The following is a 25,964-nucleotide window of genomic DNA, read 5'->3' on the forward strand; positions in this document are numbered from 1 at the left end:
TATGTTTCACAGGACGGAAGTCCTCTTTCATTCTCCGTCCAGCATCTCCGCACGGAAGGTCACCATGTCGAAGCGCGTGCTTACGACCGAGTCTGGCGCCCCGGTCGCCGACAATCAGAACTCCGCCACCGCCGGCGTCGGTGGCCCCCTGTTGATCCAGGACCAGCAGCTCATCGAGAAGCTGGCCCGCTTCAACCGGGAGCGCATCCCGGAGCGCGTCGTGCACGCCCGTGGTTCCGGTGCCTACGGCCACTTCGAGGTGACCGACGACGTCACCGGCTTCACCTCGGCCAAGTTCCTCTCCGAGGTCGGCAAGAAGACCGAGCTGTTCCTGCGCTTCTCGACCGTGGCCGACTCCCTCGGTGGCCGTGACGCCGTGCGTGACCCGCGCGGCTTCGCGATCAAGTTCTACACCGAGGACGGCAACTACGACCTCGTCGGCAACAACACCCCGGTCTTCTTCATCAAGGACCCGATCAAGTTCCCCGACTTCATCCACTCCCAGAAGCGTGACCCGTTCACAGGCAAGCAGGAAGCGGACAACGTCTGGGACTTCTGGGCGCACGCCCCCGAGGCCACGCACCAGGTGACCTGGCTCATGGGCGACCGCGGCATCCCCGCCTCGTACCGCCACATGAACGGCTACGGCTCGCACACGTACCAGTGGACGAACGAGCAGGGCGAGGCCTTCTTCGTCAAGTACCACTTCAAGACGAACCAGGGCATCCGCAGCCTGTCCTCGGACCAGGCCGCCGAGCTGGCCGGCCAGGACGGCGACACGCACCAGACCGACCTCGTGCAGTCCATCGAGCGCGGCGTCACCCCCTCGTGGACCCTGTACGTGCAGGTCATGCCGGCCGCCGAGGCCGCTGACTACCGCTTCAACCCGTTCGACCTCACCAAGGTGTGGCCGCACAGCGACTACCCGCTGCAGCGCGTCGGCCGTCTGGTCCTGGACCGGAACCCCGACAACGTCTTCGCCGAGGTCGAGCAGTCCGCGTTCTCGCCGAACAACTTCGTGCCGGGCATCACCGCTTCGCCGGACAAGATGCTCCAGGGCCGTCTGTTCGCGTACGCCGACGCCCAGCGTTACCGCCTCGGTGTGAACCACACCCTGATCCCGGTCAACGCCCCCAAGGCGACCGAGGCCGTCAACTACGGCCGCGACGGTGCCATGGCGCTGCGCAACGGTTCGCGCTCGGACAAGAACTACGAGCCCAACTCGTACCAGGGTCCGGCCGAGACCGGTCTGGCGCTCGGTGCCCCGAAGGCCGTCACCGGCTACACGGGCACGCACGAGGCCCCGGCGCACACCAAGGACGACGACTTCTTCCAGGCCGGTGAGCTGTTCCGCCTGATGTCCGAGGACGAGAAGGGCCGTCTGGTCGCCAACATCGCCGGTGGTCTCTCGCAGGTGTCCCGTGAGGACGTCATCGAGAAGAACCTGGCCCACTTCCACGCCGCCGACGCCGACTACGGCAAGCGCGTGGAGGCTGCTGTTCGCGAGCTTCGCGACGAGCAGTAAGAGTCCCTCCGAGGCAACTCGGGGTAACTCCCAAGCTGCGCTTGGGGTTTGACGGGAGGTCAGACCCTTTGCGCTAAAGCCCGCGCCACGCGACCCGGATGAGGGGTGGTCTCGTGGAACGGGCAGGACGAGGACCGCGGCGGTATGTGAGCCAGTGCGGTGGTCAAGGTCCGACCGTGCCCTTCTTGACCTGAGGGAAGGTGCACGAGCGGTCCATCACATCCGCCGCGGTCCCAGCCAACTCCCTGCCGGGATGCGTTAGTTCCTTTGAGCTCCGTCCGGCGGCGCGAACGTCCTGTCGCGCCAGCCTTGCGCCGTCGGACGGTAACCACTCCTCAGTTTCAGCTTTGCAGCTAGAGCTCCGAGTACGGACGGTCCCGTGCTCGGGGCTCTTTTTGTTTTCCCCTCCCCGCCCCTTCCCGTAAGGCTGCCGTCGGCATAGATCAGCCCGTCCGGCGTTTGAGGACACCGCCCGCAGGGCGGAAGGCGGCGCAGCCTTACGGGAAGGGGCGGGGAGGGGACCAAGTAGTACACCCGCTCCCCCACCGGGCGGAGGCGGTCCGGCCCAACGGGCGACGATCGGAAGGAGGAAGCCTTGCAGAGTAAGTGGCATGACGATCACCGGAGTTCAGGCGAGCACGAGCAAGAGCACCACCACAACCGACCGCCCGGTCCCGCGCTGGGCCGAGCTCGTGGCCCACGCCATTCCCCTCCTCCTGCTCCCCCAGTGCCTGTGGCGCCTCCCGTTCGCGTTCGGGTTCGAGATGGGGATGGAGGACATGGACATCGGGAGCCTGTGGATCTCCGTCCCGTACATATTCGGGCTGAGCCTGACCACAGAGGCCCTCGCCCTGCTCTGCTTCGGCCTTGTGCGCCGCTGGGGCGTGATCGTGCCGGAATGGGTGCCGGTGCTTCGTGGACGCCGCATACCGCCGTACGTGGCGCTCGTGCCGGCGACCCTGGGCGGCCTGGGAGCCACCCTCCTGTGGGGACCGTTCCTGCTGTCCGTACTGGGGGTGCCCGGTTTCGAGGGTCCGGGGCAGGCCCCGGGCGCCTGGCAGCTGCTGTTCAACGTGTGCGTGCTCCCCGCCACGCTCTGGGGCCCCCTCGTGCTCGCCCTGACCGTGCAGTACTACCTCCGGCGCCGCCCCGTCCGGGCCTGAACCGTGCGGACATGACGAAGGGCGGTCCACCCCCCTCCGGGTGGACCGCCCTTCTACTCCGCTGTCAGCGCGGAAGCCTTACCTCACACCTTGAGCGGGAGGATCGACGTCGGCGCGTGGCCGGGCTCCGTCGCGAGCTCCTCGAACTCGGTGACGTCGCTCATGTCGACCGTCTTGCTCATCGCGATGTTGGTGATGCGCTCCAGGATGGCCTCGACGACGACCGGCACCTGGTGCTCCTGGGCCAGCTTCTTGGCCTGCTCGAGCGCCTCGCCCAGCTCGTTCGGGTCCGTGACGCGGATCGCCTTGACGCCCAGGCCCTCGGCGACCTTGACGTGGTCGACGCCGTAGGCACCCAGCTCCGGGGTGTTGATGTTCTCGAACTCGAGGTTGACCTCGAAGTTGATGCCCAGACCACCCTGCGCCTGACGGATCAGACCCAGGTAGGCGTTGTTCACGACCACGTGGACGTAGGGGACCTTGTGCTGGGCGGCGACCGCCAGCTCCTCGATCATGAACTGGAAGTCGTAGTCGCCGGACAGGGCGACGACCTGGGTGTCCGGGTCCGCGGTGGCGGCACCGATGGCAGCCGGGATCGTCCAGCCGAGCGGGCCCGCCTGGCCGCAGTTGATCCAGTTGCGCGGGCCGTAGACGTGCAGGAACTGGGCCGCGGCGATCTGCGAGAGACCGATGGTGGTGACGTAGCGGGTGTCCTTGCCGAACGCCTTGTTCATCTCCTCGTAGACGCGCTGCGGCTTCATGGGGATGTTGTCGAAGTGCGTACGGCGCTGCAGGGTGGCCTTGCGCTCCTGCGCGGACTCGGCCCAGGCGGAGAAGTCCGGGAGCTTGCCCGCGGCCTTCCACTCCTTCGCGATCTCGACGAAGAGCTCCAGGGCGGCCTTGGCGTCGGACGCGATGCCGAAGTCCGGGGCGAAGATCTTGCCGAGCTGGGTGGGCTCGATGTCGACGTGGACGAACTTGCGGCCCTTGGTGTACGCGTCCAGGTTGTAGCCGGTGTGACGGTTGGCCCAGCGGTTGCCGATGCCGATGACCACGTCCGACTCGAGGAACGTCGCGTTGCCGTAGCGGTGCGCGGTCTGCACACCGACCATGCCGGCGGCCAGCTTGTGGTCGTCCGGGATGGTGCCCCAGCCCATCAGGGTGGAGATGACCGGGATGTTGGTGATCTCGGCGAGCTCGACCAGCAGGTCGGTGGCGTCGGCGTTGATGATGCCGCCGCCCGCGATGAGCACCGGGCGCTCGGACTCCAGGAGGAAGCTCAGGGCCTTCTCGGCCTGGGCGCGGCTGGCCTGCGGCTTGTAGACCGGCAGCGGCTGGTACGTCTCCGGGTCGAACTCGATCTCGGTGAGCTGGACGTCGATGGGCAGGTCGATGAGGACCGGGCCCGGACGGCCGGAGCGCATCAGGTGGAAGGCCTGCTGGAACACGCCGGGGACCTGCGCGGCCTCGAGGACCGTGACGGCCATCTTGGTGACCGGCTTGGCGATCGAGGCGATGTCGACGGCCTGGAAGTCCTCCTTGTGGAGCTTCGAGACCGGGGCCTGGCCCGTGATGCACAGGATCGGGATCGAGTCCGCGATGGCCGAGTACAGGCCGGTGATCATGTCGGTACCGGCCGGGCCGGAGGTACCGATGCAGACACCGATGTTGCCCGCCTTGGCGCGGGTGAAGCCCTCGGCCATGTGCGAGGCACCCTCGACGTGACGGGCCAGCGTGTGCCCGATCTCGCCGTTACCGACGTTCTTGAGCTCGCGGTAGAAGGGGTTGATCGCAGCGCCCGGCACTCCGAACGCGTTCGTAACGCCTTCGAGCTTGAGGATCTCCACTGCCGCAGCGGCGGCTGTCATACGAGGCATCGAGTACTCCTGCGTCGATCTGTCGGGCACTTTCGCGGAGGTCGCGCTGTCACCGGGTCCGTTTCCACGATGCGAAAGTAATGTTCTGCTATACGGAAGCAATGTAAGAGCAGGTCCGGCGAGGCGTCAAGGCCGTTCTGCTGAGCGGATCCGCACAATGCCTCCCGCAGGCGGCCGAACAGGTGGACCATGGAAGGGCACGGCGGCACGGCGGGGACGAGAGCGAGAAGCGATCGCGCAGAGATCGCGCAGAGATCGCGCAGAGGGAGGGCGGGCATGGGCGAGAGCGTTCCGATCCGCTGCCCGGCCTGCCGCCGCGAGCACGTCTACGCGCCGTCGTCCTACCCCTGCACCTGCGGTACGCCCGTCACGCCGCCCCTGCTGCGCGGCGCGGCCCCCGCCCTGATCACCCACCGGACCTGGGACGACGACTGGGTCACCGTGCGCTGCCCGGCCTGCGGACTGCACGCCCAGTGGCCGCATCCGGAGCTCGGCTGCGGCTGTGGGGCGGTGCTGCGGATACCGGTGCGGTCGGTCGCCGTCGACCCGCCCGGGTTCCGGGGCGAGGGCCCGGTGCCGCCCGCGCACATACCGCTGCCGCGGACCGCTTCGACGCCCCGGCCCGTGTTCCACCCGGTCACGATCCGCACGGCTCGCGACGCGGTGACCGCGGCCGCGCTCTATCTGAAGTGGCTCGGCTTCAGTGACGTACGACGCACCGAACAGCGTCCGGCTTCGGGCATCGGGCTGCACGCGCCGGGCCTGGTGGCACAGGTCGAGCCGTCGACGCGGCCGGTGTCGGTGCGGGACGTGGAGTGCCTGTGGCTGAACGGGCTGGGCTCGTCGGCGGTCGGGGTCTGCTTTTCCCTGGCCGGGTATACGGATGAGGCTCGGCGGCGGGCCGACTCGCTTGCTGTGCCCCTGTTCGTCCTCGACCTGACGGGCACGCCCCAGCCCGTGAACAGTCCTGCGGACGAGCTGGTGACCGCTGGGGCGTAGGGATTTCCTCCCCGCCCCGCCCCTTCCCGTAAGGCTGCCGCCGGCTTCAAAGACTGTCCTCAAACGCCGGACGGGCTGATTCATCAGAGATGAATCAGCCCGTCCGGCGTTTGAGGACAAAGGGGGTCTGGGGGCGCAGCCCCCAGCCTCCGGAGGATTTCGGGAAGGGGCGGGGCGGGGAGAAAGAGATACTCATCCCATGCGCATCCGTCTCGCCACCCCGGACGAACTCCCGCTCCTCCAAGCCGTCGAGCGCGCCGCGGGCGAGCCGTTCCGGGCCGTCGGCATGGTGGAGATCGCGGACGACGAGCCGCCCGAGCTGGGGGTGCTCGATACGTTCCGGCGTGCGGGGCGGGCCTGGGTCGTCGAGGAGAACGCGGGCGTCGTGGCCTATCTGGTCGCCGAACCGGTGGACGGGAGCCTCCACATCGAGCAGGTCTCCGTCCACCCGGACGCCGCCCGCCGGGGCGTGGGGCGCGCCCTGATCGCGTACGCGCAGGAGTACGCGAACGAGCACGGCCTGGACGCCCTCACGCTGACCACCTTCACCGAGGTGCCGTGGAACGCGCCCTACTACGAGCGCCTCGGGTTCACGGTGCTCGGCGAGGCCGAACTCACCCCGGGGCTGCGGAAGGTCCGCGCCCACGAGGGCGAGCTCGGCCTGGACCGGTGGCCACGCGTGTGCATGCGTAAGCCACTGACCGACTGAAGCCCGGGCTTCAGCGGCTCAGCAACTCCGCGGGCTCCCCTGCGAGGTGCGTCATCTTCTCGGGGTTGCGCAGGAGGTAGAGGCCGGTGACGGCGCCTTCGTCCATGCGCAGCGACACGACGGTGTCGATCTCCCCGTCCAGGCGGATGATCAGCGCCGGGCTGCCATTGACCTGGGCGTGCTCCATCTCCGCCTTGCCCATGGCCAGGGCGACCTTCTTCGCGGCCAGGAAACGGCCCACCTTGTCGGCCCCCACGAGCGGCCTGGTCGCGGCCCGCCTGATGCCGCCGCCGTCGGCCAGGTAGACGACGTCCGGCGCGAGGATGTCGAGCAGGCCCTGTACGTCGCCCGTCGTGACCGCCCGCTGGAAGGCCTCGAGCGCGGCCCGGCTCTCGGCCGCGGTGGTGTCACCGCGCGGCCGGCGGGCCGCGACGTGGGACCGCGCCCGGTGGGCGATCTGCCGTACGGTCGCGGGCTTCTTCTCGACGGCGTCGGCGATCTCGTCATAGCCGAAGTCGAAGACCTCGCGCAGCACGAACACCGCCCGCTCGACCGGCGGAAGCGTCTCCAGGACGAGCAGCATCGCCGTCGAGACGCTGTCGGCGAGCTCGACGTCCTCGGCCACGTCGGGCGCGGTGAGCAGCGGTTCGGGCAGCCAGGGACCGACGTACGACTCCTTGCGCCGGCTGAGCGTACGCATCCGGTTGAGCGCCTGCCGGGTGGCGATCCGCACCAGGTAGGCGCGATGGTCCCGCACCGTCTCCAGGTCGACGTCCGCCCAGCGCAGCCAGGTCTCCTGGACGGCGTCCTCCGCGTCCGCGGCCGAGCCGAGCATCTCGTAGGCGACGGTGAAGAGCAGATTGCGGTGGGCGACGAACGCCTCGGTGGCGATCGGGTTCGGGCTGGCCATGGGCGGCTCCTTCTTCGACCTCGGATTTTGGATCTTGGGCATCGGCCCTGTCACGTCACCGGCCATCCCGAGTGACCCGCATCACAAGAACCCGCTGTCACAGGGGCCGCGGCACCGGTGTCTTGTGTGCAGCCAAGTGCTTCACCCACTGCTTCACCGACTGCTTAACCAACTGCTTCACCCACTGAGCAACACCAACCACTCTGCCAGGAGGCCGAGATGAAGGTCGTAGTGATAGGCGCCGGATACGCGGGCACGACCGCGGCGAACGGTCTCGCCAAGAAAATGACGGGCGCCGAGATCACCGTCATCAACCCGCGAGCCGACTTCGTGGAGCGCGTGCGGCTGCACCAGCAGGTGGCAGGGACCGCCGTCGCCGCGACGCCCCTCACCGGGATGCTGGGCAAGGGGATCACCGCACGGGTCGCCACCGTCGACAAGATCGGCGACGGCACCGTCGTCCTCGACGACGGCGAGAGCATCGACTTCGACTACGCCTTTCTCGCCGTGGGCAGCACGGTGCGGCCGCTGCCGGGCACCGTCCCGATCGGCACCTGGGAAGGCGCCGAGGAGGCCCGCGAGGCGCTTGCCGCGCTTCCCGCCGGCTCCACCGTGACGGTCGTCGGGGGCGGCGCGACGGGCATCGAGACGGCCTCCGAGGTGGCCGAGGCCCGGTCAGACCTCAAGGTGCGGATCGTCGGGTCGTCGGTGGCCGAGAGCTACTCCGGTACGGCACGGCAGCTCGTCCGCACCGGCCTTGAGCGCCTGGGCGTAGACATCGTGGACGACGGTGTCGCCGAAGTGACCGCGGGCAGCGGCCGGTTCGACGGCGCTGTCCGCCTCCGCTCGGGTGCGGAGCTCGCCTCCGACCTGACGCTGTGGGCGATCGTCGGGGGCGTGCCCGACCTCGCGGCGCGCAGCGGCCTCGACGTCGACGCCGAGGGTCTGGCGATCGTGGACGCGTCCCTGCGCAGCGTCTCCGACGAGCGGATCTTCGTGATCGGCGACTGCGCGGCCATCCCCGGCGCCCGGATGTCCTGCCAGAGCGCCGGACCGCAGGGCTCACACGCGGTCGGGGCCCTGGTGCGGCTGGCCAAGGGCGAGGCGCCCGAGTCGTACACCCCGAAGTACGCGGCCCGGTGCGTCAGCCTCGGCCGCAAGAACGCGGTGGCCCAGTTCACGCACGGCGACGACTCCCTCAAGGACTCCAAGGTCAGCGGGCGGGTGCTCGGGGCCGGCTTCAAGGGGCTCACGCTGATCGGCGCGAAGTTCAGCGCCCGCAAGGGGATGTGAGGCGGGGCGGCCGCCCTGCCGGGTCAGTCCTGGGTCGCGTGGCGCACACAAAGGGCCGTGGCCCACTGCTCCCTCGACTCGATCTTGCGGACCTTGCCGCTGACCGTCACGGGGAACGACTCCGGTATCCGCAGCTCGCTCGGGATCTCGTAATGGGCGAGCTGCTCACGGCAGTACTCCCGCAACTCCCCCAGCGTCAGCCGTTGCTTCGGGTCACGCGGGATGACGCAGGATGACGCAGGCCAGGACCTGTTCCCCGTACCGCTCGTGCGGGACGCCGACCACCCGCCCCGACTCCACGTCGACCGGCGCGTCCCGCTCCGGCCACGCGGCGACCGCCCGGTCCGGGTTGGCCCCGATGGTGTCCCCGAGGAGTGGGTCGGAGCCGGTCCCGTGCGCGTACGAGAGGTCGGGGCATGGTCAGTTGACCTCCCGGCCCAGACCCGCCCAGTACGGCTCCCGCAGCTTGAACTTCTGGATCTTGCCGGTGGCGGTACGCGGGATCGCGTCCCGGAACTCGACCGACGTGGGCGCCTTGTAGCCCGCCATCCGCTCCTTGCAGTGCGCGATGATGTCGGCCTCCTCGACCGAGGCGCCCTCCGCGCGGACGACGAGGGCCTTGATGGTCTCGCCCCACTTCTCGTGCGGTACGCCGATGACCGCGACCTCGGCGACCGCGGGGTGGCTGAAGATCGTGTCCTCCACCTCGATGGACGAGACGTTCTCGCCGCCGGTGATGATCACGTCCTTCTTCCGGTCGGAGATGGTGAGATGGCCGTCGTCCTCGTCGAGCGTGCCGCCGTCGCCGGTGTGGAACCAGCCGCCCTCCAGGGCGGCGTGGGTCTCCTCGGGCTTGTCCCAGTAGCCCTCGAGCACGACGTTCGAGCGGGCCAGGACCTCGCCGCCGTCGGAGACCTTGAGCTTCACGCCGAGCGCGGGCAGGCCGGCCCGGGAGAGCTTGCGGGCGCGCTCCTCGGCGGGCAGGGCGGCGTCGGCGGGGCTGGTGCGGTTGAAGGTGAGCAGGGGCGAGGTCTCGGTGAGGCCGTAGATCTGCAGGAACTCCCAGCCCAGTTCCTCGTCGATGCGCTGGATGGTCTTGGTCGGCGGCGGGGCCCCGGCGCAGACGAGGCGCACGCGGTCGCGGCCGGGGATCTCGCCGTCCCAGGTCGCGGCGGCGTCGAGGACCGCGTTCCACACGGCGGGCGCGCCGCACATCAGGGTGACGCCGTGCCGCTCGACGCGGCGCAGGATCTCGGTGCCGTCGACCTTGCGCAGGACGATCTGCGGTACGCCGAGTCCGGCCATGACGTAGGGCATGCCCCAGCCGTTGCAGTGGAACATCGGGAGCGTGTGCATATAGACGTCGCGCTCCCAGGCGCGGGTGTGCAGGCCGAGGGTCAGGCCGTTGACCCAGATGTTGCGGTGGGTGAGCTGGACGCCCTTGGGGCGTGCGGTGGTGCCGGAGGTGTAGTTGATGGTGGCGGTGGCGTCCTCGTCCGGATGTGACCAGGGGCGGGGCTCGACGCCGAAGCGCATCAGCTCGGTCTCGGTCTGCTCGCCGAGCACGAAGCGGTGGCGGGCCTTGACGCCGGACAGGGGTGCGTCCAGTTCGGGGTCGACGAGCAACACCGTGGCGCCGGACTGCTGGACGACGTACTCGATCTCCTCGGGCTTGAGCCGGAAGTTGACCGGCACGCAGACGCGGCCGCTCATCGGGACCGCGAAGAGCAGTTCGAGCATGCGGGTGGAGTTGTGGCTGACGACCGCGATCCGCTCGCCCTCGCCGATCCCGAGCGCGTCGAACCCGGCCTGCCAGGCCCGGATCCGCTCAGCGAGGCGGCCGTACGCCAGGTCGGGTACGGGCGGGCCGGGCTGGTCCGGCTCGTCGACGACACCGAGGCCGGAGGCGAAGCCGAGCTCGGCCCGGTCGAGGAAGTCCGTGATGGTCATCGGTACCCGCATTGCGCTGTCTCCCGTGTTCGTGTGTCCGGAACAACTCGACTGCCTCGGCTGGGAAGATTGGAACCCGACGGCCGCGAACCGTCAACGGTCCGGGGAGCAGGCCGAATACGCCTCCCTGCGCCTCCATTGACCGCTGTCATCCCGCGTTCATGTCACCACTCGCACAACTGGCTAGACTGCGCACTCTTGTTCACATGATCGCGTCACACCAGAACCTGCATCGCGTCACACCAGAACCTGCATCGCGTCACACCAGAACCTGTACAGAGCCTGCCCGAAGGGTTTGGACGCTTGATAGTCATCGAAGACGCCAGCAAGCGATACGCCGACGGCACGGTGGCCGTCGATCGCCTGTCTCTTGAAATACCGGACCACTCCATCACCGTGCTCGTCGGACCCTCGGGGTGCGGCAAGACCACCACCCTGCGCATGATCAACCGGATGGTGGAGCCCAGCAGCGGCACCATCCGGGTGGGCGGCGAGGACATCCGCAGCAAACCGGTCAACGCCCTGCGCCGGTCGATGGGTTACGTCATCCAGAACGCGGGGCTCTTCCAGCACCGCACCGTCCTCGACAACATCGCCACCGTGCCGCGCCTGCTCGGCGTGCCCAAGCAGAAGGCCCGGGCGCGGGCCGCCGAGCTGATGGAACGGGTGGGCCTGGACACGGAGATGGCCAAGCGCTACCCGTACCAGCTCTCCGGCGGCCAGCAGCAGCGCGTCGGGGTGGCCCGCGCGCTCGCCTCGGACCCGCCGATCCTGCTGATGGACGAGCCGTTCTCGGCGGTCGACCCGGTGGTGCGGCGCGGACTGCAGGAGGAACTTCTGCGCATCCAGGGCGAATTGGGCAAGGCGATCGTGTTCGTCACCCATGACATGGACGAGGCCATCACCATCGGCGACCGCATCGCCGTGCTGCGCACCGGGGGCAGGCTCGCCCAGTTCGCCGCCCCGGACGAGCTGCTCGCGGCGCCGGCGGACCCCTTCGTGGAGGAGTTCCTGGGCGGCGACCGGGGCATCCGCTCGCTGTCCTTCCTGTCCACGGGCGACCTGGAGCTCGACCGCTCCCATGTCTTCCCGCTCGGCACGGACTGGTCCGCCCTCGCCAAGACGCCCGCGCAGGTCCTGGTCACCGACGCGGCCGGCAAGCCGCTGGGCTGGGCGGACCTGCCCAACTGGAATGGCGACGTACAGACGTTGCTGCCGTACGGCCAGGCCTTCGTGGTGGGCCGCGACTCGCTGCGGGTCGCGCTCGACCACGCGGTGCTCTCGCCCACCGGGCGGGCCGTCGGCGTGGACCGGGCGGGCGTGGTGCTCGGGGTCGCCGGGCAGGAGACGGTCGCGGCGGCGATCCGCGCGGCCTCACAGCGGCGAGCCACTGAGTCCGCGGCGTCCGCCCAGGCGTCATCGGTCATCAAGGCCGCCCGATGAACGGCTTCTTCGACATCCCGAGCGACCTCCAGCACAGCTATCTCGGCCTCGTCGGCTGGCATCTGCAGGAGGCCCTGGTCCCGGTGCTCATCGGGTTCGCCCTCGCGGTGCCGCTCGGCCTGCTGTGCGTGCGGATCCGCTGGATCTATCCGCCGGTCCTGTGGATCACGACGGTCCTTTACGCGGTCCCGTCGCTGGCCTTCTTCGTGGTGCTCATCGACTACACCGGCCTCAGCACGCTCACCGTGATGATCCCGCTGAGTCTGTACAGCCTGGTGGTGCTCGTCCCCGCCGTCGTCGACGGCGTCCGCTCGGTGCCCGAGGAGACGATCGCCGCCGCCGCGGCCATGGGCATCGGGCCGGTGCGCCGCTATTTCCAGGTCCAACTGCCCATCGCCGTACCGGCGATCTTCGCCGGGCTGCGGGTGGCCGCCGCCTCCAGCATCAGCCTGGTGAGCGTGGGCTCGCTGATCGGCAACCAGGGCGCCCTCGGCAATCTGCTCACCACGGCGATGCTCTACGACCGCCCGATCCTCGCCGTGAACTCGGTGGTCACCACCGCCGTCCTGGCGATCCTGGTCGACGCGGCGCTCGTCCTCGCCCGCCGGCTGCTCACGCCCTGGCAGCCGCCGGCCGCCCGCAGAGCCCGCACAGCCGCCCGTAGGCCCACGAAGGCGGGCGTCGCCCGCGCACCGGAGCGCGTGTCGTGAACGTACTCGAATTCATGCAGGCCTTCTTCTCCGACGGCGCCCGCTGGAGCGGTTACGACGGCATCCCGCAGCGCGTCTTGGAGCACCTGCAGTACTCCTCCTCGGCGCTCGCGATCTCCGCGGCCATCGGGCTGCCCATCGGCCTGGTCACCGGGCACACCGGCCGCGGCGGCAACGCGCTGGCGTTCGTGGCGACGGCGGCGCGTGCGCTGCCGACGTTCGGGCTCCTCGTGCTGATGTTCGTGTGGCTGGGGCTCGGGGTGCTGCCCGTGATGATCCCCCTGGTCGTCCTCGCGATCCCGCCGATCCTCATCACCACGTACGAGGCGGTGCGCAATGTCGACCCGTCGCCCGTGGACGCCGCCCGGGGCATGGGCATGCCGTCGGTGAAGATCCTGTTCCAGGTCGAGGTGCCGGCGGCGCTGCCGCTGATCCTGAGCGGGCTGCGCTCGGCCGCCATCCAGATCGTGTCGACGGCGACGATCGCGGCGTATGTGAGCCTCGGCGGGGTCGGCCGGTACATCGTGGACGGCCTGTACCAGCGGGACTACGAGAAGGTCGTGGGCGGCGCGACGCTCACCGCCACGCTGGCACTCCTGGTGCTGGTGCTGTTCTGGGCGGTGGCGCGGGTCGCGGTGTCACCGGGCGTACGGCGACGGCGTACGGCCTGAAACTACCTGTACGCCCTGGCTACTGCTCCGCGGTGGCCAGGGCGTGCTCCAACACCACGAGCAGCGCGTCCCGGACCGATCCGCGCTCACGGGCGTCGAACACGGTGACCGGGACGTGGTCGCCGACGTCCAGCGCCCAGCGCACCTCCTCCAGGTTGTGCTCGATCCTGCCGTCGAAGGTGTTCACCGCGACGGCGAACGGGATCCCGCGGTGCTCGAAGTAGTCGACGGCGGCGTAACAGTCGTCGAAGCGGCGGGTGTCGACGATGACGAGGCCGCCGAGCGCCCCCTCGACCAGGTCGTCCCACATGAAGCCGAACCGCTCCTGCCCGGGCGTGCCGAACAGATAGAGCTTCAGGGTCGGGTCGAGCGTGACGCAGCCGAAGTCCATCGCGACGGTCGTCGTCATCTTCTGCGGGGTGTGCGACAGGTCGTCGACGCCCGCGGCGACCGAGGTGATGGACGCCTCGGTGGTCAGCGGCTCGATCTCCGAGATGGCGCCCACGGTCGTCGTCTTGCCCACGCCGAAGCCGCCCGCGATCACCATCTTCACGGGCAGCGGCGGCTGTTGGGGCGCGGACACGGACTCGCTATCCCTCACGGATCGCGCCTCTGGAGTCGGGGACAGCTCGGAGACCATCGATAACCCTTCGCAGTACGGAGACATCCCGGTGGGCGTCGGACTGCGGGGCGTACAGGGCCAGTTGGCCGTCCGCGCGCAGATCGTCGGCGAGTACCCGGATCACATTCAGATGCATCCGCAGTTTCGCCGCGATCTCGGCGAGGGACTGCGGACGGCTGCAGAGCGTGATGATGTCGCGGTGCTGGTCGAAGGCGAAGGCGTCGAGTGCCGCGAGGCCCACCTCCGTCGCCACGACCTGCGTCTCGATGGGGATGGGCGGGACGAGTCCCGCGCCGCCCGCGATCCGGCCCGCCGTCAGCAGGAAGGGCCGGACGACCGGAGCGGGTGGTTCCGCCTCCCAGCCGTCCTCGCCCCAGGTCTCCTCGCCGTCGGCCGCACCCTCGCCGCCCGTCATCACGCTCTCCCCTCCCCCGTCCGTTCCGGTGGTCAGCCGGCGGGCGCTACGCCCACGGTGTTCTTCAGCTCCATCACCAGGGCCGGGCTCAGCGCGGAACCGGCCCGGTTGGCGAACAGCGTCATCTCGTACGCGATGTTGCCGAGCTTGGCCTCCTTGGAGGCGACCACGCCGAGCACAGCGCCCGCGCCGAGCGCCGACACCAGGAGGTGGCCGTTCTCCAGGTCGATGATGACCTTGTTGAGGCCGCCGAGGCCGTAGTTGCCCGACGCCCCCATGGCGAGGCTGGTGATGCCGGAGACGATGGCCGCGAGCCGCTCCGAGTCGGCCTGGCCGCGCAGTTGGGAGACCGCGATCAGCAGGCCGTCGGAGGACACACCGATCACGTCGACCACACCGGCGGTCTCCGTCGCGAAGCGATTGAGCAGCCAATTGAAGTCTGCCGCGGCGGCCTTCATGTCCGGTGCCTGCTGCAGGACTCCGGAATTCGGCTCACCTGTCCACTGGTTCACTCGCTCATGCCTTCCGGGGAGGTGGGTCTGGTGCGGGGTGTGCTGCTGTGCTCGGGCACGCCGTGGCGGCCGGGCAGGGGGTCGGGCTCGGGCTCGCCGTAGTGGCCGGGCATGTTCTCGGGGGCGGGCTCGCCGTAGTGGCCCGGCATGCCCTCGGGCTCGGGCACGCTGTCACGCTCGGCCCGCCGGACGGCCGCCTCGAACTCGTCGATCTCGCTGCGGGCGGCCTCCGCGTCGGCCGGGTGCCAGCCGGTCGGCGGGCGCTGCGGCGGCTCCGCCTGCCGGGGCAGGCGGCCCGCGGCGGTGGTGGTCCCCAGGGTGGCGCCGCGCACCCTGCGGCGCAGCGGGCCCGAGGCCTCGTCGGGCCGCGGCGGCGCCGGTGCCCCTTGCGCGGGGGGTTCGTGCGTGGTGCGGGTGTGCGTCAGGTCCTCGTCGTAGCTCGGTGCGGGCGCGCGCAGCCGTACGTGACCGGAGGGTCCTGCGGGCGCCGGTGATCCGGGGGCCTGCCGGCCCGGGGCCTGCGCCGAGGGGACGCGGCGCGGCAGCGCCGAGGCGCCGGGTGCGGGCTCGACCCGTGCGGGGCGCGGGTGACCCGCGCCCGGGCGGCGGGACGGGGGCAGCATCTTGGGCGCGCGGGCGGGCGGTCCGACCGGGGCGCCGTGCACCAGGTGTCCGCCGGGGAGCACGACGGTGGCGGTGACCCCGCCGCCCGGGGTGCGGGACAGGGTGACCTCGATGCCCCAGCGCCGGGAGAGGCCGCCGACCACGAACAGGCCGAGCACTTCCGTCGGCGCGAGGTCGAGCCGTTCGCGGCGGATGAGGCGGGCGTTCTCCTCGGCGAGGCGTTCGGCGTTCATGCCGAGGCCGTGGTCGACGATCTCGACGAGCGCGCCGTCGGCGTCGGGCCGGGGGCGCAGGACCACTTCGACGCTGCTGGACGCCGGGGAGAACTGCACCGCGTTCTCCAGGAGTTCGGCGAGCATCAGCGTCAGGTCGCCGACGATGTCGGGGGCGACGGTGACATCGCCCTCGGCGTGCGGGGTGACGCGCTGGTAGCCCTCGATCTGGCCGAGCGCGGCCCGCACGATGTTGCTGAGCCGCATGGGCTCGGCGCCCAGGGCCGACTCCCGGATGCCGGCGAGCAGCATCAGGCTGTCGGCGTTGCGCTGGAGGCGCACCGCGATGTGGTCGATGCGGTAGAGCCGCTCCAGGGTCTCGGGGTCGGTCTCGCCGCGCTCCACCGAGTCGATCAGGGCGAGTTGGCGGGTGGTGAGGTTGCTGACGCGGTGGCCCACGTTGCCGAACATCGTGGCGATGTTGCGGCGGCCCATGACCTGGCGCTCCAGCAGCGCCGTCGCGGTGAGCTGCACCTGGTTGAACGCCTCGGCGAGCTCGCCGAGTTCGTCGCGGACCGGCACGGGCACGGCGGTCAGGCGCGGCGGGCTCGCGTCGTCGGCGTCGTCGTCGGCGACCCGGGCCAGCTCCTTGCCGGCGGCGTCGGCCACGTCCTGGGCGGCCTCGGTGAGGGTGCGTACGGTACGCACCACGGAGCGGCGGACCAGGACGGAGAACAGGAACCAGGCCGCGAAGGCGAGCACGGTGCCGGTGCCGAGCAGGACGACCTGACCCCAGGCCCGCTGCGAGGCGCTCTCGGTGTCGCCGGCGATCTGGCCGATGAGGGACTGGGTGATCTTCAGCCGGTTCTGGGCCTGGCTCTCGTAGGTGGGCTCGGCGTCCAGGGCGTCGGCGAGGGCGGCACGCAGCTGGGCGGCGTTCTCGGCGACGAGGTTGCCCGGGTCGGCCTGGAGCTCGTTGAAGTGCTGTTCGACGAGGCCTTGGTAGGGGCTGTGCTCCGTGGCGGCGAGTTCGGCGCCCTGCTCCTGGGTGGCGAGCCGGGTGAAGCGCTCGGCCTGGTACGTGTACTGCTCGAAGTCGCGGACGGCGCGGGTGTACTCCATGAGCGCGCTGGGGTCGCGGGTGCGGGCGGCGAAGACGCTGGTCTCGAAGGAGGCGTGCGCGGTGTCGGCCCTCAGCAGCGCGTCGAGCAGGCTGCTCGCGTCCGAGCCCGAGTCGCCGCCCTCACCGCCCAGCCCCAGGCCGTTGATCAGGCCCTTGATGACCGATCCGTACGCGGGGTCGATGTTGCTGGCGGGCAGCGGGCCCGAGGCGACGCTCTGGCGGAGGCTGTCCAGGCCCTCGAGCTCCTTGAGCGCCTTGGCCCCGCCGTCCGGGAGCCGGTCCCCATATGCGGAGCGGACGGCCGCGACCTGGGAGGAGACGTCGTGCTGTGCCCGGAGGTACTTGGAGGTGTCCGGCGCGCTGTCCTTCGAGGGGGCGGCCTCATAGTGCAGGGAGACGAGGAGCGCCTGCCGGTGCTCGCTCTGCACCCCGTCGATGAGGCGTGCCACCTGGGCGCTGTCGCGGACGAGTTGAGCGGTGTCGGCCGCGGAGCGGGCCCGGTCGACCTGTCCGAGGATGACGAAGGACAGCATCGCCGAGACGACCGCGAGCGGCACGATCACCAGGACGTTCAGCTTTCGGCGGAACGGCAGCCGGTCCAGGAAGGGGGGCTTCGAGTCGCCCGGGGGCGATATCCGACCGGTCGTGGGAGGGGGAACCGCCGGTCCCTTGCGCGGAGCCGTTAAAGGCCGCTTCCGGTCGGCTCTCCTGTGCGCGGGCACCCATTCCTCCTTGACTTCCTCAACTTCGGTTACAGGCCGACGATTTCAGGCCGACCACAGCCGGACAAGCGGAGCAGGGCCCTCAGCGCGGGCAACAGTAGCCGCTTCCGGAACCTGGTGGGCGTAATCAATCAAGAACGGACACTCGGATACGCCGGATTCGCTCATATTTTGGTTACGTTGCGGGGACGTTTCGGCGCGCCGCCTTCAACTCTGCTGATCCATATGTCTCTTGACGGTCCGCGAATGATCCAGCTTGGATCGTCGTTGCGCCATGCTTCTCGACCCACCGACCGCTTCCCCTGCCACGTCTGGATGACCCAAAGTGACCTCCGTCAGAAACACCCGTAGCCCCCGCAGCACCCGTAGCGCCCGCAAGTCCGCGACGTACGCCGTCTCCCTGCTGGCCCTCGCCGCGGTGACACTGACGGGCTGCGGCTCCGACGACGGCAAGGACGACGACCCCCTGAAGTCCGGCGACAAGCCCAAGGGCGGCACGGTCGTGGTCGGCTCCAACAACTTCCCCGAGAGCATCCTGCTCGCCGACATCTACGGCGAGGCCCTGAAGTCCAAGGGGATCAAGGTCAATTACAAGCTCAACATCGGCAGCCGTGAGACCACGTACGGGCTGATCAAGAACGGTACGCTCACCGTCATGCCCGAGTACAACGGCGCCCTGCTCACCTACCTGAAGGGCAAGGCCAAGCCGGAGACGGACGCGACCAACACGGCGGTCAAGGGCAAACTTGACGCGAATCTGACCCTCCTGGAGTCCTCCGAGGCGCAGGACAAGGACGCGGTCGCGGTGAACGAGGAGACGGCGAAGAAGTACAAGCTCACCGCCGAATCGACCCTCGAGGACCTGGCGGACGCGGCGCCCGAGATGGTCCTCGGCGGGTCCCCCGAATTCCAGACCCGGCACCACGGGCTGCCCGGCCTGAAGGACGAGTACAAGCTCAACTTCAAGTCCTTCAAGGCCCTCGACGCGGGCGGCCCGCTGACCGTCGCCGCGCTCAAGGGAAACAGCATCCAGGCCGGCAACATCTTCAGCACCGACCCCGGCATCACCAAGAACAAGTTCCTGATCCTGCAGGACCCCAAGAACCTCTTCGGGATCGAGAACGTGACGCCGCTGGTCCACAAGAGCGGTCTGACGGACGAGGGCATCGCCGCGCTCAACGCCGTCTCGGCGAAGCTCGACACGGAGACCCTCGTCAAGCTCAACAGTGAGGTCCAGGTCGACAACAAGGACCCGCGGGACGTGGCCACGAGCTGGCTGGCCTCGGCGGGCCTCAGCTGACCGGGGTGGAGCGCGCGGCCGCCGAGTCACTGCTCGACGGCCGCGCCCTCACCGCGGACACCGTCGCCCTGATGGCCGACGGTGCGCTGCGACCTGCCGTACCACCGACGGCACTTGACGCCATGGAGCGGTCCCGGCAGGCCGCGCAGAAGCTGGCGGCGGACGGCGCCCGGGTCTACGGGCGCAGCACCGGCGTCGGCGCGCACCGCGGCCAGGAGGTCGAGGACCACGACGGCGCGGGCCACGACCTGCGGCTGCTGCTCAGCCACGCGGGCGGCATCGGCACGCCGCTGCCCGCCCGGCAGGTCCGCGCGATGATGGTGGTCCGGATCAACCAACTCCTCGCCGGAGGCTCGGGGTTGCGCCCGGAGATCGCCTCCGCACTGGTGGGTGCGGTACGCGCCGGGGTGCACCCCGAGGTCCACGAGTACGGCGCGGTCGGCACCGGCGACCTGACGGCACTGGCCCAGCTGGGGCTGACGCTGTACGGGCATGCGGCCTGGCGGGAGTCGGGCGGCGGGGCGACGCTCCCCGTGCCCTTGCGGCTCGAACGCGGCGACGTGCTCCCCCTGTTGAGCAGCAACGCCCTCACCCTCGGCCAGGCCGCCCTCGCCTGCCACGACCTCGGGACGCTGCTGCGCGCCGCGCATGTCGTGGCCGCGCTGTCGCTGTACGCGGTCGACGGATCCCTCGAGGCCTACGCGGCCGACGTCCACCGGGCCCGCCCGCATCCGGCGATCGGGCGGGCGGCGGCGCGGGTGCGGCGGCTGCTCGGCGTGGCAGGGACGACGGCAGGGACAACGGCGGGGACGACGGCGGGGGCAACGGCTGGGCTGCCGGGCATGCGGTCACCCGACTCGGTGCCGGACCCCGCACTGCGCTCAGCCCTGGACCCGGAGCTGGACTCGGCCCTGGACCCGGTGCCGGACACACGAGTCCAGGACCCCTTCGCCTTCCGGTGCTTCCCGCAGGCGCACGGCCCGGCGCTGGAAGCCTGGGCCGGCCTCGGCGACGTACTCGCCATCGACCTCAACTCCGCCGCCGAGAACCCCCTGATCGGCTGGGACGACGCGACCGGCGCCCCGGTCGCCCACCACCACGGCGGCTTCTTCGCCGCGCCGCTCACCCTCGCCCTGGACCGCCTCGGCCTCGCCGTACTCGGCACGGCCCGGCTCTCCGCGGCCCGGCTCTCCGGCCTCGGCCGCCCCGAACTGACCGGCCTGCGCTCCTTCCTGGCCGACGGAGCCTCGGCCGGCTCGGGCCTGATGATCCTGGAGTACGGCGCCACGGCCGCGCTCGCCGAGCTCCAGACCGGCGCCACCCCGGCCGGCCTCGGCCACGCGGTGCTCTCGCACGGCATGGAGGAGGCCGCGAGCTTCGCCACCCAGGCCGCCCGCAAGACGCTCCGGCTGGCCGACGCGTACCGCCTGGTCCTCGGCTGCGAACTCGTCGCCGCCGTCCGCGCCCTGCGCCAGCGCGGCACGGCCCCCGACCCCGCCACCCCGGCGGGCCACGCCTACGCGCTCGCGGCGGCGGCCCTGGACCCGGACATGGCGGACCGCCCGCTCACCAAGGACGTGACGCGGGCGGCCGAACTGCTCGACGGCTTCGCGCGGCTCGGTGAGTCCGCGGAGTTCGGGGAGCCCGCGGAGCCCGGGGAGAGCGCCCAGGCCTGAGGGCCCCGCGAGGCCCCGCCCGTTCCCGCCGCTTTGCCCAACCGCCGGTCGCCGTCGTGTAATCAGTGACGGATGGGGCCAGACACGACGGAAGGGACACGGCAGAGTGACCGGGGACGGCTGTGAGGCGGTGGAGATGCGGGCGGCGCTGGCGCGGCTGCGGCGCGCGACAGGGCTGCCCGTGGCCATAGGCGGCTACCTCGACGGCCGGGGCGGCCTGCGCATCGCCGAGCTGAGCGGCACCGCGACCGGCGTACTGCGCGGCGTGCGGGTCGCGGCGGGGCAGGGGCTCGGCGGGAAGGCGCTCGCCCTGTCCAGGCCGTGCGCGGTCACCGACTACCGGCAGGCCCGGCACATCAGCCACGAGTACGACGTCCTCGTCGAGTCGGAGGGCCTGCGCTCGGTCCTCGCCGTGCCGGTGGTGGTGCGCCGCCGGGTGCGCGGCGTCCTGTACGCGGCCCTGCGCGCGGCCCAGCCGCTCGGCGACCGGACGCTGAGCGCGGCGGTGGACGCGGCGCGGGACGTGGAGCAGTGGCTCGTCGCCCGCGAGGAGGCACAGACCCTGCTGGCCTCCCTGCCGGAGCCCGCGGTGGGGGCCGGCTCGTGGGAGCGGGTACGGGAGGCGCACGGCGAACTGCGGTCGCTGGCCCCGCGGATCCTCGATCCGGCGCTGCGGGCGGAGCTGCTCGAGGTGTGCGGCCGGCTCGCCGCGGCGTCGTCGCCCGCACCGCCGATGCTCCCGGTACGGCTCACGCCCCGCGAGGTGGACGTGCTCGCCTGCGTGGCGTCCGGCGCCACGAACTCCGCGGCCGCGGCCCGGCTGGGGGTCGGCCCGGAGACGGTGAAGGGCTATCTGCGCTCCGCCATGCGGAAGTTGGGGGCGCGCACCCGGGGCGAGGCCGTGGTGGCGGCTCGGCGGGGCGGGTTGTTGCCGTAGCGGCCGGCCGCGGAGCTCGGCCGCCGCAGGGGGTTGCTTTCCCCCGATGCTCCCCCGGGAGAATGACCCGCATGGTGTCCACCGATCAGATCCTCGCCTTCGCCGCGATGTCGCTCCTCGTGATCGCCATCCCGGGCCCCGCCGTGCTGTTCGTCATAGGCCGCGCCCTCGCGCACGGGCGGCGTACGGCCATGGCGACGGTGCTCGGGAACGTCATCGGGTCGTACCTGCTGGTCGTCGCCGTCGCCTTCGGGGTCGGTTCGCTCGTGGAGCGGTCGGTCGTGGTGTTCATGGCGGTGAAGCTCGCGGGCGCCGCGTACCTCGTCTTCCTCGGCGTGCAGGCCTTCCGGCACCGCAAGGAGATGAAGGCCTCCGCCCTGCGCAGCACGCCGGACGGGCCGCCGCGCGGGGACCTGCGGACCGTCATGGACGGCATCGTGGTCGGCGTCACCAACCCCAAGGGCATCGTCTTCTTCGCCGCCGTGCTGCCCCAGTTCGCGAATCACTCGGCAGGGCAACTGCCCGCCCAGATGCTCCTGTTGGGCCTCGTCCCGATCACCATCGGCACGATCACCGACACCCTCTGGGGCCTCACGGCATCCGCGGCCCGCACCTGGTTCGCCCGCTCGGACCGGCGCCTGTCGATGATCGGCGGGGCGGGCGGCTTCGCGATGATCGGCCTCGGCGTGACGGTCGCGGCGACCGGCCGGGCGGAGTGAGCCGAAGGCCCTTCAAGACCGCGCCCGGGGGCCCGATCAGACCCCGACCACATCCCCGAAGCGAATGTCATACGCGGATGCCGCCGCCCCGATCAGCGGGCCTTCCAGCAACCTCGCCGCCTCCTCCGTCAGCTCGGCACGCTGCGCCTTGGTCGGCTTCCCGAAGGGCTCGACGGTGAGCACCGACTCCTCCTTGCCCTCCTCCAGGCGCCACACCCCGGCCAGGAACCCGTCGAGCAGAAACACGTTGTACGCGTAGTTCCCCAGCCAGCTCCGCCCCTTGTACTCGGGCGGCACCACCCGGCTCCGGTCGGCGTGCGAGAGCAGCAGGTTGTCGAACTCCGGCAGGAACCGCGGCGGGGCCGGGACGTCCTCATCCGGCCGCGAGGCATCCGGCAGGTCGAAGAGCTCGACCCCGTTCTCGTCCCGGAACGTGACCAGTTGGGGCCGCAGCCGCTCGAACGCCTCCCGCAGTCGCGTGATCCCCGCCCAGGTCTGCATGTCCTTCACCGAGGCCGGCCCGAACGCGGCGAGATACCGAAGGACCGTGGCGTCGGGCGCGGGCGTCGGCTCGGCGGGCCGGCCCAGCCAGTGCTCCACGGTCGTGAGCGCGACCTGTCCGCTGCGCCCCCACAACCCGCGCGGGGTGACCTGCACCAGGGCGAGGGTGTTGCGGGCCGCGATCCCGAGGGACTGCGGGTCGGCGTCCGGCCAGGTCTTGCCCAGCTCCTCCCGGATCTGCTTGAGCGTGCGCGGCTCCTCCTCGACGAACTCCCGGGCAAGACCGGCGAGTTGGTCGAGATCGACCCCGACGAGCCCCTTGCGGAACATGTTCAGCTCACGGGCCCGGGCGCCCTGCACCAGCGGCCTCAGCGTGAGCGCGTCATCCGCGGAGTGGGTGTGGATGGTGGACCGCATCGTGACGATGCGTACGACGTCCCGGTCGGCCATCAGCGCGGACAGCGACTCCGGCTCGAAGCCCTCGATGCGGGCGGCGAGCGCGTAGTACGGAGGCTTCACGTTCTGGGCCTGCAGACCGAGGAGGTGCTCGACCGCGTCCTTGGGCGCCATCGAGGCGCGGCGCAGCAGGAGTTGACGGTCGAGCGTCGCGCGATTGAGCGCGCGGGTGCCGAGTACGGGCTGCGCGGCGGAAACCCCGGAAGAAGCCTTGGAAGCTGTCATGCGAGGCACATTATCGGCCGATGCGGACAACTGCTGTCCGCAAGCGACACCACCTATCCTGCCCAGTGGCCGAAGGCGGGGCAGCGCGGCCCGCGCCGGGCGTACGGAACGAGCGTACGGAACGAAGGGACCAGCGATGGCCGAGCGTCGACGAGCCCGCCCAGCCCAGCGGAGCCCGAGGATACGTCTCCGTAAACGCCCCGACCCCCTCTCCCCCCACTCCCCCGCACCGCCGGACAACGACACACCGGCATCGATCCCCGACCCCCGCGACGTACTGGACCAGTCCTCCCGCAGCGTCGTACAGGCCGAGCTCTACCGCGACGGCGTACGCCTCCCGACACCCGACTCGCTCGCCGAGACGTTCCGGCAGCTGCGCGGCGAGACGGACGGCATGGCCTGGATCGGCCTCTACCGCCCGTCCTCGGCCGAACTCCTCGCGGTCTCCGCCGAGTTCGACCTCCACCCGCTCGCCGTCGAGGACGCGATGGAGGCCCATCAACGCCCCAAACTGGAGCGCTACGGCGACACCCTGTTCCTCGTTCTGCGCGCCGCCCGCTACCTCGACGCACAGGAGGAGGTCGACTTCGGCGAGCTCCACGTCTTCGTGGGACCCGACTTCCTGATCACGGTCCGGCACGGCGCCGCACCCGACCTGTCGGCCGTACGCAACCGGATGGAGGCCACCCCGAAGCTCCTGGCCCTGGGCCCGGAGGCCGTCCTGTACGCGATCCTCGACGCCGTGGTCGACGGCTACGCCCCTGTCGTCGAGGGCGTCCAGACGGACATCGACGAGATCGAGACGGAAGTCTTCGGCGGCGACCCCGAAGTCTCCCGCCGCATCTACGAACTCTCCCGGGAAATGGTCGAGTTCCAGCGCGCCACCCGCCCCCTGGTCGGCATGCTGCACGCCCTGATGGCAGGGTTCGCCAAGTACGGCACGGACGAGGAACTGCAGCGCTACCTGCGCGACGTGGCCGACCACGTGACCCACACCAGCGAACGGGTGGACGGCTTCCGCCAGGCCCTCACCGAAATCCTCACGGTCAACGCGACGCTGGTCACGCAGCAGCAGAACGCGGAGATGCGGGCGCTGGCGGAGGCGGGGTTCGAGCAGAACGAGGAGATCAAGAAGATCTCCTCGTGGGCCGCGATCCTGTTCGCCCCGACGCTGGTCGGCACGATCTACGGCATGAACTTCACGCACATGCCGGAGGTGGACTGGGTGATGGGGTATCCGTTCGCGATCGTGCTGATGGCGGTGGTGTGCGTGAGCCTGTACTTCATTTTCAAGCGGCGGGACTGGCTGTAGGGCTCAGAACTCGCAGCTCGCGGCGACTGGCTTGCCCGCACGCCGGGCGTCCATCCAGGCGATCGCGTCGTCCAGCGGTCCGTCGCTGATGGTGTGCCCCTGGTCGGCGTAGTACTTGAACTCCAGCTCCACGCCCTTCTCGCACAACTCCTGGGCGAGTGTCTGGTTGAGGTTGCTCAGCACATCGTTGCCGCCCTGCGGCAGCAACACCGGGACCTTGATGGTGACTTCGTTGGCGGCGCTGGCCTTGAGGGCGGCGTTGAGCGGTTCCAGGTCGGCGCCGGGGCGCAGGATGTCCTTGGCGGGCGGGACCTCGGTTTCGCCGGACATGCAGGATTCCGTCCACATGGCGTTCGCAGCGGCCAGGGCTTCGGGGGTGAGGAGTTCGGCGGGCTTGACCGCCGGGTCGGCCGCCGAGGCTCCGTCGATGAGCGTCAGCAGCATCCCGGCGTAGGGGGTGGCCGTGGCGTCCTGCTGGGAGAACAGAGCGGGCATCCACTCGAATCCGACGGCCGGCGCGTTGGCGACCACGCCCTTGATGTCGAGGGCGGGCGCGTACTCGGGGGCGTAGTGCGCGGTCCACAGCGCCGCGTGCCCGCCCTGTGAGCCGCCGTAGACGAGCGTCGTCGCGCTCGTCCCGGGGGCGATCCGGCGAGCGGCGCGAAGGATGTCGAGAGTGGCGTACGCGGCGGACCTGCCGTTGAGATAGGGGTGCTTGACCCCGGTCGCCCCCAGGCCGATGTAGTCGGGCTGCGCGACGACGTATCCACGCGCGAGGAGTTTCGCGACCGCACTGGAGTCCTCAAGACCGGCGAAGTCAGGCATGCGGGACGGGGCGCACTTCGAGCCGATGCCCATGGTGCCGTGGTCGACGGCGGCGACGGGCCGGCCCCCGGCGGGTGCGGGCCCCTTCGGAATGGTCACGAGGCCGGTCGCGGCCACCGGCTTGCCGTCGGTCCCGGTGCTCAGGTACATCACCAGCAGCGTGCGCGACGGCAGCGTGAGCTTCAACTGCGGTGGGGTGTAGGGGCGTTGACGGATCACTGTGCCGGGCTTACCCGGGGGCAGCGGCTTCGGCGGGTCGTAGAACGCGTCGCCCTTGGGTACCGGCGTGGCCGTGGGCCGTCCCTCCTTGCTCCGGTCGTCACCGGATCCGCTGCAGCCCGACAGCACGAGGACCGCGACGGTCGCACAGGCGGCGGCCCGGCGGAACACCCGGACCCATGCCGCCATGTGCCTGCCTGGCCCCCTCCGCGGACCCGGCCGGGTGCTTGGCGGGCGCGGAACCGGTCGTACGGTGCCTGGGAGTTGGCTCTGTCCGTGCGTCAAGGACGATCTCCTTTGCGTACGCGGCTGCC

The 25,964-nt window shown here is 70.6% G+C and carries 22 protein-coding genes and 1 pseudogene; 13 read left to right on the forward strand and 10 right to left on the reverse strand.

All coding sequences use genetic code 11. The features are described from left to right. Nucleotides 1–64 precede the first annotated feature (64 nt). Both OG430_RS11905 and OG430_RS11910 read left to right on the forward strand, forming a co-directional pair. On the forward strand, nucleotides 65–1,525 hold the full coding sequence (locus OG430_RS11905; RefSeq protein ID WP_327352433.1) for a catalase: 1,461 nt from the start codon (nucleotides 65–67) through the stop codon (nucleotides 1,523–1,525). A 611-nt stretch (nucleotides 1,526–2,136) separates the two neighbouring features. After that, entirely contained in the window at nucleotides 2,137–2,688 is a 552-nt protein-coding gene (locus tag OG430_RS11910; protein ID WP_327352434.1) for a hypothetical protein, read from the forward strand. Nucleotides 2,689–2,771: 83 nt separating this feature from the next. Here the strand turns inward: OG430_RS11910 and gcl are convergent, their stop codons facing one another. Then, nucleotides 2,772–4,565, reverse strand: a complete 1,794-nt coding sequence (gene gcl, locus OG430_RS11915; RefSeq protein WP_327352435.1) for a glyoxylate carboligase — start codon at nucleotides 4,563–4,565, stop codon at nucleotides 2,772–2,774. A gap of 276 nt (nucleotides 4,566–4,841) precedes the next feature. Between gcl and OG430_RS11920 the strand changes: the two genes are divergently transcribed. Next, on the forward strand, nucleotides 4,842–5,564 hold the full coding sequence (locus OG430_RS11920) for a hypothetical protein (protein ID WP_327352436.1): 723 nt from the start codon (nucleotides 4,842–4,844) through the stop codon (nucleotides 5,562–5,564). 199 nt (nucleotides 5,565–5,763) lie between these two features. After that, complete coding sequence (locus OG430_RS11925; protein WP_327352437.1) at nucleotides 5,764–6,273, forward strand: GNAT family N-acetyltransferase; 510 nt, start codon at nucleotides 5,764–5,766, stop codon at nucleotides 6,271–6,273. Nucleotides 6,274–6,283: 10 nt separating this feature from the next. Here OG430_RS11925 and OG430_RS11930 read toward each other — a convergent pair whose 3' ends face one another. After that, the gene (locus OG430_RS11930; RefSeq protein ID WP_327352438.1) at nucleotides 6,284–7,183 is read right to left on the reverse strand and encodes an RNA polymerase sigma-70 factor; all 900 of its coding nucleotides are present in this window, start codon (nucleotides 7,181–7,183) and stop codon (nucleotides 6,284–6,286) included. A gap of 219 nt (nucleotides 7,184–7,402) precedes the next feature. Here OG430_RS11930 and OG430_RS11935 point away from each other — a divergent pair, with 219 nt between their 5' ends. Beyond that, entirely contained in the window at nucleotides 7,403–8,476 is a 1,074-nt protein-coding gene (locus OG430_RS11935; protein WP_327352439.1) for an NAD(P)/FAD-dependent oxidoreductase, read from the forward strand. 23 nt (nucleotides 8,477–8,499) lie between these two features. Here the strand turns inward: OG430_RS11935 and OG430_RS11940 are convergent. Continuing rightward, a pseudogene (locus tag OG430_RS11940) lies at nucleotides 8,500–8,764 on the reverse strand (AMP-binding enzyme); the annotation flags it as partial. A 132-nt stretch (nucleotides 8,765–8,896) separates the two neighbouring features. After that, nucleotides 8,897–10,438 carry an AMP-binding protein gene (locus OG430_RS11945; protein ID WP_327352440.1) on the reverse strand — a complete coding sequence of 514 codons (1,542 nt, stop codon included), beginning with the start codon at nucleotides 10,436–10,438 and terminating at the stop codon, nucleotides 8,897–8,899. A gap of 291 nt (nucleotides 10,439–10,729) precedes the next feature. On the opposite strand from OG430_RS11945, the gene OG430_RS11950 reads away from it, so the two are divergent. The 3 genes from OG430_RS11950 to OG430_RS11960 are packed head-to-tail and all read left to right on the forward strand — an operon-like array spanning nucleotide 10,730 to nucleotide 13,250. Beyond that, nucleotides 10,730–11,869 carry an ABC transporter ATP-binding protein gene (locus OG430_RS11950; RefSeq protein ID WP_327352441.1) on the forward strand — a complete coding sequence of 380 codons (1,140 nt, stop codon included), beginning with the start codon at nucleotides 10,730–10,732 and terminating at the stop codon, nucleotides 11,867–11,869. Continuing rightward, on the forward strand, nucleotides 11,866–12,579 hold the full coding sequence (locus OG430_RS11955; RefSeq protein ID WP_327352442.1) for an ABC transporter permease: 714 nt from the start codon (nucleotides 11,866–11,868) through the stop codon (nucleotides 12,577–12,579). The genes OG430_RS11950 and OG430_RS11955 overlap by 4 nt, the downstream gene beginning before the upstream one ends. After that, nucleotides 12,576–13,250: an ABC transporter permease gene (locus OG430_RS11960; protein WP_327352443.1), complete on the forward strand. Its 675-nt coding sequence runs from the start codon at nucleotides 12,576–12,578 to the stop codon at nucleotides 13,248–13,250. Before OG430_RS11955 ends, OG430_RS11960 begins: the two co-directional genes overlap by 4 nt. A gap of 19 nt (nucleotides 13,251–13,269) precedes the next feature. Here the strand turns inward: OG430_RS11960 and OG430_RS11965 are convergent, their stop codons facing one another. Genes OG430_RS11965 through OG430_RS11980 form a run of 4 tightly spaced genes read right to left on the reverse strand, consistent with a single transcriptional unit; the run spans nucleotide 13,270 to nucleotide 17,321 of the window. Then, nucleotides 13,270–13,890 (reverse strand): GTP-binding protein, encoded by a 621-nt coding sequence (locus OG430_RS11965; protein WP_442816479.1) that lies wholly within the window; start codon nucleotides 13,888–13,890, stop codon nucleotides 13,270–13,272. Continuing rightward, on the reverse strand, nucleotides 13,841–14,287 hold the full coding sequence (locus tag OG430_RS11970) for a DUF742 domain-containing protein (RefSeq protein WP_327352444.1): 447 nt from the start codon (nucleotides 14,285–14,287) through the stop codon (nucleotides 13,841–13,843). Before OG430_RS11970 ends, OG430_RS11965 begins: the two co-directional genes overlap by 50 nt. Nucleotides 14,288–14,319: 32 nt before the next feature. Next, nucleotides 14,320–14,745 (reverse strand): roadblock/LC7 domain-containing protein, encoded by a 426-nt coding sequence (locus tag OG430_RS11975; protein WP_327359056.1) that lies wholly within the window; start codon nucleotides 14,743–14,745, stop codon nucleotides 14,320–14,322. A 50-nt stretch (nucleotides 14,746–14,795) separates the two neighbouring features. After that, nucleotides 14,796–17,321, reverse strand: coding sequence for an ATP-binding protein (locus tag OG430_RS11980; protein WP_327352445.1), 2,526 nt, complete (start codon nucleotides 17,319–17,321; stop codon nucleotides 14,796–14,798). 484 nt (nucleotides 17,322–17,805) lie between these two features. Here OG430_RS11980 and OG430_RS11985 point away from each other — a divergent pair, with 484 nt between their 5' ends. From OG430_RS11985 to OG430_RS12000, 4 genes are all read left to right on the forward strand, one after another. After that, nucleotides 17,806–18,780, forward strand: coding sequence for a glycine betaine ABC transporter substrate-binding protein (locus OG430_RS11985; protein WP_442816480.1), 975 nt, complete (start codon nucleotides 17,806–17,808; stop codon nucleotides 18,778–18,780). A 71-nt stretch (nucleotides 18,781–18,851) separates the two neighbouring features. Next, nucleotides 18,852–20,456, forward strand: coding sequence for an aromatic amino acid ammonia-lyase (locus OG430_RS11990; protein WP_442816707.1), 1,605 nt, complete (start codon nucleotides 18,852–18,854; stop codon nucleotides 20,454–20,456). Nucleotides 20,457–20,592: 136 nt separating this feature from the next. Then, nucleotides 20,593–21,393: a response regulator transcription factor gene (locus tag OG430_RS11995; RefSeq protein WP_327359058.1), complete on the forward strand. Its 801-nt coding sequence runs from the start codon at nucleotides 20,593–20,595 to the stop codon at nucleotides 21,391–21,393. A 71-nt stretch (nucleotides 21,394–21,464) separates the two neighbouring features. Next, entirely contained in the window at nucleotides 21,465–22,112 is a 648-nt protein-coding gene (locus tag OG430_RS12000; RefSeq protein WP_327352447.1) for a LysE family translocator, read from the forward strand. 36 nt (nucleotides 22,113–22,148) lie between these two features. Here OG430_RS12000 and OG430_RS12005 read toward each other — a convergent pair whose 3' ends face one another. After that, nucleotides 22,149–23,294 carry a winged helix DNA-binding domain-containing protein gene (locus OG430_RS12005; RefSeq protein ID WP_327352448.1) on the reverse strand — a complete coding sequence of 382 codons (1,146 nt, stop codon included), beginning with the start codon at nucleotides 23,292–23,294 and terminating at the stop codon, nucleotides 22,149–22,151. A gap of 136 nt (nucleotides 23,295–23,430) precedes the next feature. On the opposite strand from OG430_RS12005, the gene OG430_RS12010 reads away from it, so the two are divergent. Then, nucleotides 23,431–24,606 (forward strand): magnesium and cobalt transport protein CorA, encoded by a 1,176-nt coding sequence (locus OG430_RS12010; protein WP_327352449.1) that lies wholly within the window; start codon nucleotides 23,431–23,433, stop codon nucleotides 24,604–24,606. Between the two features lie 3 nt (nucleotides 24,607–24,609). Here OG430_RS12010 and OG430_RS12015 read toward each other — a convergent pair whose 3' ends face one another. Further along, the gene (locus tag OG430_RS12015; RefSeq protein ID WP_327352450.1) at nucleotides 24,610–25,839 is read right to left on the reverse strand and encodes a lipase family protein; all 1,230 of its coding nucleotides are present in this window, start codon (nucleotides 25,837–25,839) and stop codon (nucleotides 24,610–24,612) included. Nucleotides 25,840–25,964: the final 125 nt, after the last annotated feature.

Origin of the sequence: Streptomyces sp. NBC_01304, assembly GCF_035975855.1 — a bacterium.
Classification (GTDB): domain Bacteria; phylum Actinomycetota; class Actinomycetes; order Streptomycetales; family Streptomycetaceae; genus Streptomyces.

Excerpts from the sequence above, each read along its gene's own strand:
- OG430_RS11945 (WP_327352440.1), bottom strand. The coding sequence starts at position 10,438 with ATGCGGGTACCGATGACCATCACGGACTTCCTCGACCGGGCCGAGCTC.
- OG430_RS11965 (WP_442816479.1), bottom strand. The coding sequence starts at position 13,890 with ATGGTCTCCGAGCTGTCCCCGACTCCAGAGGCGCGATCCGTGAGGGAT.
- OG430_RS11990 (WP_442816707.1), top strand. The coding sequence starts at position 18,852 with ATGGCCGACGGTGCGCTGCGACCTGCCGTACCACCGACGGCACTTGAC.
- OG430_RS11905 (WP_327352433.1), top strand. The coding sequence starts at position 65 with ATGTCGAAGCGCGTGCTTACGACCGAGTCTGGCGCCCCGGTCGCCGAC.
- OG430_RS11955 (WP_327352442.1), top strand. The coding sequence starts at position 11,866 with ATGAACGGCTTCTTCGACATCCCGAGCGACCTCCAGCACAGCTATCTC.
- OG430_RS12000 (WP_327352447.1), top strand. The coding sequence starts at position 21,465 with ATGGTGTCCACCGATCAGATCCTCGCCTTCGCCGCGATGTCGCTCCTC.
- OG430_RS11935 (WP_327352439.1), top strand. The coding sequence starts at position 7,403 with ATGAAGGTCGTAGTGATAGGCGCCGGATACGCGGGCACGACCGCGGCG.
- OG430_RS12010 (WP_327352449.1), top strand. The coding sequence starts at position 23,431 with ATGGCCGAGCGTCGACGAGCCCGCCCAGCCCAGCGGAGCCCGAGGATA.
- OG430_RS11970 (WP_327352444.1), bottom strand. The coding sequence starts at position 14,287 with ATGACGGGCGGCGAGGGTGCGGCCGACGGCGAGGAGACCTGGGGCGAG.
- OG430_RS11925 (WP_327352437.1), top strand. The coding sequence starts at position 5,764 with ATGCGCATCCGTCTCGCCACCCCGGACGAACTCCCGCTCCTCCAAGCC.
- OG430_RS12005 (WP_327352448.1), bottom strand. The coding sequence starts at position 23,294 with ATGACAGCTTCCAAGGCTTCTTCCGGGGTTTCCGCCGCGCAGCCCGTA.
- OG430_RS11930 (WP_327352438.1), bottom strand. The coding sequence starts at position 7,183 with ATGGCCAGCCCGAACCCGATCGCCACCGAGGCGTTCGTCGCCCACCGC.
- OG430_RS11995 (WP_327359058.1), top strand. The coding sequence starts at position 20,593 with ATGCGGGCGGCGCTGGCGCGGCTGCGGCGCGCGACAGGGCTGCCCGTG.
- OG430_RS12015 (WP_327352450.1), bottom strand. The coding sequence starts at position 25,839 with ATGGCGGCATGGGTCCGGGTGTTCCGCCGGGCCGCCGCCTGTGCGACC.
- gcl (WP_327352435.1), bottom strand. The coding sequence starts at position 4,565 with ATGCCTCGTATGACAGCCGCCGCTGCGGCAGTGGAGATCCTCAAGCTC.
- OG430_RS11910 (WP_327352434.1), top strand. The coding sequence starts at position 2,137 with ATGACGATCACCGGAGTTCAGGCGAGCACGAGCAAGAGCACCACCACA.
- OG430_RS11975 (WP_327359056.1), bottom strand. The coding sequence starts at position 14,745 with ATGAAGGCCGCCGCGGCAGACTTCAATTGGCTGCTCAATCGCTTCGCG.
- OG430_RS11920 (WP_327352436.1), top strand. The coding sequence starts at position 4,842 with ATGGGCGAGAGCGTTCCGATCCGCTGCCCGGCCTGCCGCCGCGAGCAC.